This window comes from Vasconcelosia minhoensis LEGE 07310 (genome assembly GCF_015207255.1).
In the GTDB taxonomy this organism is placed as follows: domain Bacteria; phylum Cyanobacteriota; class Cyanobacteriia; order Phormidesmidales; family Phormidesmidaceae; genus Vasconcelosia; species Vasconcelosia minhoensis.
On sequence record NZ_JADEXG010000070.1, the window covers coordinates 19,259 to 27,725 of the forward strand.

10 protein-coding genes and 1 pseudogene are annotated in these 8,467 nt (G+C 56.2%); 10 read left to right on the forward strand and 1 reads right to left on the reverse strand.

Translation table 11 applies throughout. From position 1 onward, the window contains the following. Window positions 1–86: 86 nt before the first annotated feature. From IQ241_RS21630 to IQ241_RS21675, 10 genes and pseudogenes are all read left to right on the forward strand, one after another. A complete protein-coding gene (locus IQ241_RS21630; protein ID WP_193911244.1) occupies window positions 87–1,616 on the forward strand; it encodes a DUF3825 domain-containing protein in 1,530 nt (509 codons plus the stop codon). A gap of 186 nt (window positions 1,617–1,802) precedes the next feature. Further along, window positions 1,803–2,351, forward strand: a pseudogene (locus IQ241_RS21635) (amidohydrolase family protein); the annotation flags it as partial. Window positions 2,352–2,606: 255 nt separating this feature from the next. Next, window positions 2,607–3,125: a DUF1097 domain-containing protein gene (locus IQ241_RS21640; protein WP_193911246.1), complete on the forward strand. Its 519-nt coding sequence runs from the start codon at window positions 2,607–2,609 to the stop codon at window positions 3,123–3,125. Window positions 3,126–3,137: 12 nt separating this feature from the next. Further along, a complete protein-coding gene (locus IQ241_RS21645; RefSeq protein ID WP_193911248.1) occupies window positions 3,138–4,121 on the forward strand; it encodes a CobW family GTP-binding protein in 984 nt (327 codons plus the stop codon). A gap of 33 nt (window positions 4,122–4,154) precedes the next feature. Then, a complete protein-coding gene (gene nthB / locus IQ241_RS21650) occupies window positions 4,155–4,895 on the forward strand; it encodes a nitrile hydratase subunit beta (RefSeq protein ID WP_193911250.1) in 741 nt (246 codons plus the stop codon). Window positions 4,896–4,920: 25 nt separating this feature from the next. Next, window positions 4,921–5,544, forward strand: a complete 624-nt coding sequence (gene nthA / locus IQ241_RS21655) for a nitrile hydratase subunit alpha (protein ID WP_193911252.1) — start codon at window positions 4,921–4,923, stop codon at window positions 5,542–5,544. 43 nt (window positions 5,545–5,587) lie between these two features. Further along, on the forward strand, window positions 5,588–5,947 hold the full coding sequence (locus tag IQ241_RS21660) for a nitrile hydratase accessory protein (RefSeq protein WP_193911254.1): 360 nt from the start codon (window positions 5,588–5,590) through the stop codon (window positions 5,945–5,947). Window positions 5,948–5,957: 10 nt separating this feature from the next. Then, entirely contained in the window at window positions 5,958–6,587 is a 630-nt protein-coding gene (gene nthA, locus IQ241_RS21665; RefSeq protein WP_193911256.1) for a nitrile hydratase subunit alpha, read from the forward strand. Then, on the forward strand, window positions 6,584–6,889 hold the full coding sequence (locus tag IQ241_RS21670; RefSeq protein ID WP_193911258.1) for an SH3-like domain-containing protein: 306 nt from the start codon (window positions 6,584–6,586) through the stop codon (window positions 6,887–6,889). Before nthA (IQ241_RS21665) ends, IQ241_RS21670 begins: the two co-directional genes overlap by 4 nt. 218 nt (window positions 6,890–7,107) lie before the next feature. After that, a complete protein-coding gene (locus IQ241_RS21675) occupies window positions 7,108–7,476 on the forward strand; it encodes an SH3-like domain-containing protein (RefSeq protein ID WP_193911260.1) in 369 nt (122 codons plus the stop codon). A 140-nt stretch (window positions 7,477–7,616) separates the two neighbouring features. On the opposite strand, the gene cobJ is transcribed toward IQ241_RS21675, so the two are convergent. Then, window positions 7,617–8,467, reverse strand: an 851-nt coding sequence (gene cobJ / locus IQ241_RS21680) for a precorrin-3B C(17)-methyltransferase (RefSeq protein WP_193911262.1), incomplete at its 5' end; no start/stop codon positions are given.

The following is an 8,467-nucleotide window of genomic DNA, read 5'->3' on the forward strand; positions in this document are numbered from 1 at the left end:
ATCGGTCTGAGCGAAGTCCTCGCACTGCCTCTTTAACCAAAGCGGATGCTCAAAGTCAGCGGATTTCTCCTCCAAGCCCGTCGCCGATGAGGGAAGCGCCGCCGGTAGCCCCCCCAATTGCCCATGCAGATGAAACTGGGCCTGCTGTATCGCCTAAGCTGAGAAAAACACTCTATCAAACCTTTTACGATTTACATCAGGACGGAGGCTGGGTTAACTTAGCCCCCCTGGGCAATGCTTTAAAGCAGCAGGATCCGCAGTTTTCAGCTGAGAAATACGGCTTTACAAAGCTGAGCCAGCTCTTGGAAAATGTGCCCGATCTGGTCGAGCTTGACCGTGCCAACAGTCAGGCCCGACTAAACGCTCCGGCGGATGTGAAAGGTCTTCTGGTGAAAGCATTTAGCCGGATTTCCAGCGATGATGGCTGGATCGATCTCTCTAGCGTTGGCCAGCAGGTCAATCAGCTCAATGCTGACTTCTCAGCGCCGAAGTACGGCTTCCTGAAGTTTAGGGAATTTATTCAGAGCCGCCCGGAGCTGATCGAGCTGAGAAAAGATGATTCGGTTTATCCTTCCCGCTACTTTGCCCGGCTGCGATCGCAGCCCGCCCGCCGGGCCAAACCGGCGAACTCTCCGAAAACCAGGTTCAAACCGCGTCAACCCGTCCGGCTGCTGAGCTATGCCTTTTTTCCTAGCCTGAATAGCGCCTTAGACCGGTTGGCAGCGCTAACGCTGCCAGAGCAGTGGTATTTTGGCGTCAATCCGCCGAAGCGGTTTCAACACCCCGTTCTAAAAAACTATTTAGAGTACACCTTCATTCGCCTCCAGTATGAAGGCAAAGTTGCCGTTTCAACTAACGAATATTACAGCGCCTTTAACACTGGGCTCGTTGATAGAAAATATGAGCCTATTTACGTGCTGTTTGGTCAGGATCGACAGGATCACAATCAGAACTGGTATCTAATCGACTGTTGTATTCTAGGCGAGGGACGCGAAGGGAAGACCCTAGCTGACCAGTTTGGCCCTTTGCAGAAAGCAAACTACTTTGACCAGCCCGCCGATTTGTTCTACGACAGCCATGCTGGCGTTCCTCAGGTAGATTGGCGTCATATTGTGCAGGACAACCCGAACCGGCTGCCTCTACGGTTCTTGCAGAACTACTGTCCCCATGGCTTTACCCCACAGGATGTGATGGGCATGTCCCTAACTGCGCTAGCCGATTACAAACAGCAGTTTGCAGAAGCCCTGAGCGCAGACCCGCAGGCTTACCGGGCCATAGTCGATCGGTGCGATTCGGCCCTGCGCTTTGCCCTGCTAAAAACTGAGCTGAACTATAGGACGGCCATTCCCTACTACAGTCCCCGCAAAAATCGCCTACAGCTGCTGCTGCCGCTGTCGCTGGTGAGTGATGATACGGTCGATTGTGCGCTGGTCGTAGATCGGTCAGCGTCGAAGTCGCGCTACATCGGCTATACGATTTTGCCTTTGAGCTGGGCCTACAGCAATGCTCGGCTGGTTAGCCGCTTGGAAGACCCCTGGCTCGGCTCCAGTCTAGACAGCAGCGCTGATGATACGGATCTTGATCCAGAGTCTGAACCCGACGATGAGGAAGATTGATTTTTTCGATCAGGTCTAACCTCTCCTCAAGCAGCTTACTCCTAGACGTTAGAACTCGATACTGGATGAGATTGGCTTTCTCTCACCCCGGCTGACCGTAGCTCACGGGGTCTGGCTGCGTCCGGATGAGCTGGCACTGCTGGCCGAGCGAGGCGTGATTATCTCGGTGAAACCAGCTCCAACCTACGGCTGCGCTCGGGAATTGCGCCCTTAGCTGAAATGCAGGCGGCGGGCATGGCGATCGCGTTTGGCCTGGACGGCATGTCCCTCAACGATGATGCAGATGCCTTTAAAGAGCTCAGGCTCAACTATCACCTCCACGCCACCCAGCAGGCCGACCTGGCAGCGATAGATTTACTCTCTGCCCAGCGCTGCGGCGCTAAGGCCGTCACGAATCGCGATGATATTGGCCATCTCCAGCCCGGCCAGGCCGCCGACATGGTGCTGCTCAACTATCAGGCCCTGAGCCGCGATATCGTTCCCCAGATTGCAGATTCCCCAGAGTTAATCCTGGCCCGAGCCTCTAATCAATACGTCGAAGCCCTCTGGGTGAATGGCCGACCGATCGTTGAGCGAGGCAACGTTCTGGGGATAGACGAACCCGCGATCGCGACTGAACTCCAGACCCACCTCCAAGCTCAGGGAGAGCATGTCTACAGTTTGCAACCCCTGGTCCAGCGCTATCAGCAGGCGCTATCCCAGTTTTATGGCCAAGGCTGGCATCAAAAATCCTAGCTCCCTAATCAGCCCTAGCTGAGGTAGCAGCGAGCGTCGATCAATTTGCGAATCCCTGATTTGAAACGGTTTATTTATAGGTATTCGCAAGCAAATTGTGCTCAAATTGACTGTTTATTGCTCAGCGCCGCAATAAACTTGCGGTATCCATTAACTTCACTCAGGCCGTCTATCGCTGGGGGCGCTTTCCGTAGACCGGGCGACAGGATCAGACGTTTTTGAACCTTCGAGCTTATCTCCAGAGGGAGGACTCACATGAAACAGTCTGAGGCATTGACCGTTAGCATCGGGGTGCTAGGCGGGGTCGATGTGTTGGTCACCGCGACCGTCATTCCCGTTCCCGTCTGGGTGACGTTTACCGCCTGGGCGTCTTTCTTTATCGTAGGCGGCGGCTCGCGGGGATTTGTCAAGTCGGTTGCCTGCAACATTACGGGGATTATCATTGCGGCTCTATCCCTGCTGGCGATCGACCTGATTGGGAATAACATCATCGTCGCGGCTATCTGCGTCGGCATCGGCAGCGCGGCCATGGTGCAGGCGTCGAAGCTGCCCTTTACCCATGGGATTACGCCTGCAATTGTCTGGGGCTTTTCGCAGACAGTCGGAACCGTTGCCGTGACGGGTTTGCCGGTTACGGCTGGGCTGCCGAATAATCCTGTCCTGATTGCGATCGTAGCGATGATCCTGGGCGCAATTTTTGGCTACCTTTCCGAAGCGTGGGGCAAGGCGATGACCACGTCATTGCAGCCGTTGGGCAGCGGTGAAGAAATTTAGGGAGATAGACCCATGGCACTGATTCAGCGGATTCCGGTCACGGTGCTCACCGGCTATTTGGGAGCCGGTAAAACGACTTTGCTCAATCGCATTCTGGCGGAGCAGCACGGCCAGCGGATTGCGGTGATTGTCAACGAGTTTGGCGAGGTCGGGATTGACCATCAGCTGGTAGTGGATACCGATGAAGAAATCTTTGAGATGAACAACGGCTGTATCTGCTGCACCGTCCGGGGAGACCTGATCAGGATGACTCGCGATCTGATGGCGCGGCCGGAGAAGTTCGACCATTTAATCATTGAAACAACCGGCCTGGCCGACCCGGCCCCGGTGATTCAGTCCTTCTTTATGGACGAGGTGATGGCCCGGCAAACCCAGCTGGATGCGGTAATCACAGTGGTCGATTCCCAGTACGTTTTAGCCCATTGGGAGAGCAGCGAAGTGCAGGAGCAGATTGCCTTTGCCGATGTGGTTTTGCTCAATAAGACAGACCTGGTTTCTGAGGAGCGACTGACCGCGCTGACGCAAAAGGTGCGGGGGATGAACGCGATCGCGGCCATTCACTCCACCCAAAACTGTGAGATTGCCCTGGAGCGGCTGCTGGGCATTCAGGCGTTTAATCTACAGAATGCGCTGAGCATCGATCCAGAAATCCTGGATGACGACGTCCATGACCATGACGAATCGGTTTACTCAGTTGCCATTACCGAACCGGGCACGGTAGACAGTGACCAGCTCAACCGCTGGCTCTATCAGCTGGTGCAGGCGAAAGGGGCCGACATTTTTCGGATGAAGGGCATTTTGGATGTCGATCATGCCGATCGGCGGTTCGTCTGTCAGGGCGTTCACATGACCCTGGACGGTCGGCCGGGCAAGCCCTGGCGACCCGGTGAACAGCGCCGGAATCAGCTGGTATTCATTGGCAGGAATCTGGATGAGCAAGAGCTGCGGGCAGGCTTTCAGAGCTGTCTGGCTAAAGCTTACGACTATGTTTCCTAATTATTTTCACCTGGTTGAGTGCAGGATAGGTCTATGAAACTACAGCATCATATCGGTGGTTTGGAAGGGCTAGACCCGATTAATTTTGAAACCAAGGTGTTTGTTGAGCCTTGGGAGAAGCGCATCTTTGGCATTCATACGGCGATGATGGCGCTCAGCAATCACTTGGGCGAATCGCGGCCTAACTATCCCATCGGCCAGGTGCCGACCCAGTTCAAAAGCTTCTGGACCTGGGGCCATCTGCGCATGGGGGCGGAGGGTATGAACCCCTTTGAATATTTTCGGCTGCGCTACTACGAGAAATGGCTAGGCGGCATCTCGGGCTTCTTCGTGGAGGAGGGCTACATCACCCAGGAAGAGCTGGATGCGCGGACAGCTCAATATTTAGAAGATAGCGAGGCGGCACCGCTGCCCAGCGGCGGCGACCCGGCGATTGACGACCAGCTGCTAAAGTATCTGACCGAAGGTGACTCTCCCCTGCGCCCTTCCACCGATACGCCTAAGTTTAGCCTGGGCGATCGCGTCCGAGTGAAGCAGGTGCTGTCGGGCGACCATACCCGCCTGCCGGGTCACATTCGAGGCCGAGCAGCCGAAGTGGTGAAGGTGTATGAAGGGGCCTTTACCTACTTCTTCCCCACTGCCGATGGCATAGGCACGCCCATGCCGGTATATAGCCTGGCGTTTAAGGCAACGGATCTCTGGAACAAGGCGCTGACGGATGACAACATGGTCTACTACAACGACATTTTTGAAGTTTATTTAGAGGCGCTTTAGAGAACATTCCCTAGGAAAAATCACTATGCCGAGTAACTATCCAGGATTCAAACATGGGGCCGACCGGGAGGCCGTTAGCGCCGCCAGGGTGAAGGCGCTGGAGTCGCTGCTGATTGAAAAAGGGATTATCACCGGCAACACGGTCGATAGCGTGCTGGGCCATTTCGAAACCAAGATGGGGCCGTTTAATGGGGCCAAGCTGGTGGCCCGGGCCTGGGTAGATCCTGACTTCAAGCAGCTGCTGCTAGCCGACTGCAACGCGGCCTGTGAGCAGATGGACTTTCCGGCGGGGATGTCCGGGGCCGAAGGCGAGCATATGCGGATTGCGGAAAACACGCCGGAGGTGCATAACGTGATTGTCTGTACACTCTGCTCCTGCTATCCCTGGCCGACGCTGGGGCTGCCTCCCTACTGGTTCAAAGATCCCACCTTTCGGGCGCGGGTCGCCCGGGAGCCCCGGGTGGTGCTGTCGGAGTTTGGGGTAGAGCTGGATGACTCGGTTGAGATCCGCGTTTGGGATACCAGCGCTCAGATTCGCTGGTGGGTGCTGCCCATGCGTCCGGCTGGGACGGAGAACATGAGTGAGGCCGAACTAGCGGCCCTGCTGACGCCGGAGGCGATGATGGGGGTGGCTCAGGTGTCGGTGTAGTTTGGTTATCAGTTGACCTACTTGCGATCAGGATTGTCAAGGCATGTTTACTAAATTCGAGCATTTTGTCGCCACCAGCCTGATGGGCTCACCGGAAGAAGCGCCACCGCGTCGGAACGGGCATTTGCAGTTCGATCGCGATTGGGAAAAGCTGGCCTTTGGGATTGCGATCGCGCTTTCCAAGCAGGGCCATTACGAATGGGAAGACTTCCGGCAGACCCTGATTGAGACCATCGGCGAGTGGGAGGCCACCCACGATATCCAAGACCCCGAATGGGACTATTATCAATGTTGGCTGGCGGCGCTGGAGAAGGTCGCGATCGCGTCTGGCGTGATCGAAGACGACGAGCTAGAGACCCAAATCAAGCAGCTGCTGGACTGCAAAGCTCCGTCCATACCGTAAACAAACGCCTATGAGTTCTGCTCACGAACATCCCAAAGCTGACATTGCCCTGCGCGTCAAGGCGATCGAGTCGCTGCTGGTTGAGAAAGGAATTGTCGAGCCTGCTGCGCTCGATACGATCATCGACGCCTATGAGCATCGGATTGGCCCCCACAGCGGGGCGCGGATTGTTGCCAAAGCCTGGACCGATCCGGCGTTTAAGCAGCGGCTCTTGGCTGATGGGACAGGCGCGATCGCGGAGCTGGGGCTGACGGGCTTTTCCAGTGAGCATATGGTGGTGGTCGAGAACACCCCAGCCGTTCATAACCTAATTGTCTGTACCCTTTGCTCCTGTTATCCCTGGGCCATTTTAGGACTGCCGCCAACCTGGTATAAGTCCTTTGCCTATCGTTCTCGGGCGGTGATCGACCCGCGCAGCGTGCTGCAGGAATTTGGGCTGGAGATTTCCGAGCAGGTAGAGGTGCGAGTGTGGGACAGCAATGCCGATCTGCGCTATCTGGTGCTGCCGGAGCGGCCAGCGGGGACGGAAGGGATGACAGAAGAACAGCTGAGCGTTTTGGTCACACGCAATGCCATGATTGGCACCGCGAAGGTTGATTCACCCAAATCTGAGCGGGTGGCGTCGGAGGCCGCACCATGAACGGGCCGCACGATATGGGCGGAATGCACAATATGGGTCCGATTCCGATTGAAGCAGATGAACCCGTCTTTCACTCAGAATGGGAAGCCAAGGTGTTTGCCATGAGCTTTGCCACCTTTGGCAACTATTTTCCGGTGGATGAAACCCGCCACGCCTCAGAACGGATGCCGCCGGCGCAGTATCTCAGCGCTAGCTACTATGAGCGATGGCTCTACGCCTTGGAGCTGTTAATTACCGAGCATCAGCTGGTCACCCAAGCCGAAATTGAGGAGCGCATGGCTCAGCTGGCTCAAGACCGGTAAGTAGTCGAACAAAATTAATTACACATTTTTTACAAAGGAGAGCCTGATGTCATGCCGAGCCTGTCGAGGCATCTATCTCAGAAGCGTCAGTGATTGAGAGATTCCACCCTGCGGGAAGCCGCAAGCGTCTACGCTATGCTCGGAATGACAATTCCTTCTATGTAAATTTTAATGCTCAGGTACTTAACCTAGATTTAGAATGCTTTTTCAACCGAACGATGGCGATTGAAACCCCAAATACCCGCATGACCGCGACCCAGGCTGAAGCGCTGCTGCGCGACGGGCTGAGCTGTCAGGCCGAAAGCGATTCGCCGGCCTTATTTCAGGTAGGCGATCGCGTCCGGGCCAAGGTAATGCATCCTCAAACCTATACCCGGCTGCCGCGCTATGTGCGAGGTAAGACCGGCACCATCGTCAAAGATTACGGTGTTTATGTGTTCCCCGATACGGTTGGCCAGCGGCTGGATCCAAAGCCCCAGCATGTGTACAGCGTTCGCTTTGCGGCTCAAGACCTGTGGGGTGCCGCTGCCGCTGCCAATGACGCACTCTATCTAGACCTGTTCGACGATCACCTGGAACCCATCTAGCGATTATTTCGCTTGACATACCCATGTTACTCATCTCTCAATTCAATTTCGCTGCCACCGTCACCTTGACCATCAGCGATGACTTTGACGCCAGTCCGAAGGTGGCCCTGGTCTCGATTATGTTGAGCTCCCATTGATTTTCACTTGAAGCCCAGATAGCCCCGGGGCGTGATGAACCAGTCGGCATAGGCGGTACTGCTCTGATTGCCGATGATGATCACGGTCAGCATGTCAATGGGGTGGGTGAGCATGTCGGCCAGCGTGGTGAGGACAATTTTTTCGTCCTGGCGATAGAGGGACTGCGCGATCGCAACCGGCGTCCCCCCATCTCTCTCCCTCAGAAAAATCCTATGGGCAATCTCAATCTGCTCTATCCGAGTTTTAGATTTGGGATTGTACAGCGCCACTACAAAGTCCGCCTGCGCCGCTGCCGTCAGCCGCTTTTCAATAACCGGCCAGGGGGTAAGCAAATCGCTCAGACTGATGGCGCAGAAGTCGTGCATCAGTGGTGCACCCACCCGGGCGGCGGCAGCCTGGAGGGCGCTAATGCCGGGCATTACCTGCACCCGAGGCGTCAAACCGTCCCAGCCCTGAGCTTTGAGGCTTTCTAAGACTAGACCGGCCATGCCGTAGATGCCGCAGTCGCCTGAGGAAATTACAGCGACGTTCAGGCCCCAGTCGGCTAGCGCGATCGCGCGTTCGGCCCGCTGCCGTTCCTGGGTGATGGGCTGGGGTTCAACCATCTGGCCGGGGCGCAGTAGAGGACGGATCAGATCGATGTAGAGGGAATAGCCGATGATGGCGTCCGCCTGACTAAGGGCGGCTTTAGCTGCCGGGGTGATTTGAGCCAGGCTGCCGGGGCCGGTGCCGATCAGGGAGATTTGGCCGGTGCGGGCGGTGTATTCCTGGGGAGATTGGGCGACGGCGATGGTGGCTGCGCCGGGGAGGGGGGGGGAGTGGAAGATGCGTTTGGGTTGGAGTAGGGGAGTAG

Bases quoted from the DNA above. Each gene is read 5' to 3' on its own strand.
- IQ241_RS21630 (WP_193911244.1), top strand. From the start codon at position 87: ATGAGGGAAGCGCCGCCGGTAGCCCCCCCAATTGCCCATGCAGATGAA.
- IQ241_RS21640 (WP_193911246.1), top strand. From the start codon at position 2,607: ATGAAACAGTCTGAGGCATTGACCGTTAGCATCGGGGTGCTAGGCGGG.
- IQ241_RS21645 (WP_193911248.1), top strand. From the start codon at position 3,138: ATGGCACTGATTCAGCGGATTCCGGTCACGGTGCTCACCGGCTATTTG.
- nthB (WP_193911250.1), top strand. From the start codon at position 4,155: ATGAAACTACAGCATCATATCGGTGGTTTGGAAGGGCTAGACCCGATT.
- nthA (WP_193911252.1), top strand. From the start codon at position 4,921: ATGCCGAGTAACTATCCAGGATTCAAACATGGGGCCGACCGGGAGGCC.
- IQ241_RS21660 (WP_193911254.1), top strand. From the start codon at position 5,588: ATGTTTACTAAATTCGAGCATTTTGTCGCCACCAGCCTGATGGGCTCA.
- nthA (WP_193911256.1), top strand. From the start codon at position 5,958: ATGAGTTCTGCTCACGAACATCCCAAAGCTGACATTGCCCTGCGCGTC.
- IQ241_RS21670 (WP_193911258.1), top strand. From the start codon at position 6,584: ATGAACGGGCCGCACGATATGGGCGGAATGCACAATATGGGTCCGATT.
- IQ241_RS21675 (WP_193911260.1), top strand. From the start codon at position 7,108: ATGGCGATTGAAACCCCAAATACCCGCATGACCGCGACCCAGGCTGAA.